Raw genomic sequence first — 1,125 nt, 5'->3', positions numbered from 1 at the left:
TTTTTATTCGATGATCTCGGTTACTACGCCGGCACCTACCGTCCTGCCACCCTCACGAATAGCAAACCTTAATCCCTCTTCTATAGCTATCGGTGATATCAGCTCTATCTCCATCACTATGTTGTCTCCCGGCATTACCATCTCTACGCCTTCCGGCAGCTTTATTACTCCCGTTACGTCCGTCGTCCTGAAGTAAAACTGGGGTCTATATCCGGTAAAGAACGGAGTGTGCCTTCCTCCTTCTTCCTTCTTTAATACGTATACCTGCCCCTTAAATTTGGTGTGCGGATGTATGGAGCCGGGCTTCGCTATTACCATGCCCCTCTCTACTTCATCCCTGTTTACTCCCCTTAATAAGGCTCCTATGTTGTCCCCGGCTACCGCCTGGTCCAGTATCTTCCTGAACATCTCTACCCCGGTTACTACCGTCTTCTTCTTCTCGGGCCTTAATCCTACTATCTCTACTTCGTCTCCTACCTTCAATGTCCCTCTCTCTACCCTGCCGGTTACTACCGTCCCGCGGCCGGTTATCGTAAATACGTCTTCTACAGGCATCAAGAAGGGTTTATCCGCATCCCTCTGCGGCGTCGGTATATATTCGTCTACCGCATCCATCAGCTTCCATATGGCTCCGCACCACTGGCAGTCCCTGCTGCCGCATCCGCATTCCAGTGCCTTTAACGCTGAACCGGGTATAACCGGTATGTCGTCTCCAGGAAATTCATAGGAGGATAACAGTTCCCTTACTTCCATCTCTACAAGTTCTAATAATTCGGGATCGTCTACCATGTCTACTTTGTTTAAAAATACTACTATATAAGGTACGCCTACCTGTCTCGCCAACAATATGTGTTCCCTGGTCTGGGGCATCGGACCGTCCGCCGCCGATACTACCAAGATGGCACCGTCCATCTGCGCCGCTCCGGTTATCATGTTCTTTACGTAGTCCGCATGTCCCGGACAGTCTACGTGGGCATAGTGCCTGTTGGGTGTCTCATATTCTACGTGCGCCGTGGCTATGGTTATCCCTCTTTCCCTCTCTTCCGGCGCTTTGTCAATCTGATCGTAAGCTACAAACTGGGATAATCCCGCATTTGACAATACCTTCGTTATCGCCGCCGTCAG

1 protein-coding gene is annotated in these 1,125 nt (G+C 50.4%); it reads right to left on the bottom strand.

All coding sequences use genetic code 11. The features are described 5' to 3' along the window. Positions 1-3 precede the first annotated feature (3 nt). On the bottom strand, positions 4-1,125 hold a 1,122-nt coding region (gene tuf / locus ATZ99_RS00050; protein ID WP_068747219.1), incomplete at its 5' end, for an elongation factor Tu.

The sequence above is a fragment of the Thermovenabulum gondwanense genome (genome assembly GCF_001601575.1).
GTDB lineage: Bacteria > Bacillota > Thermosediminibacteria > Thermosediminibacterales > Thermosediminibacteraceae > Thermovenabulum > Thermovenabulum gondwanense.
This window is presented reverse-complemented; position numbering and strand designations above follow the sequence as displayed.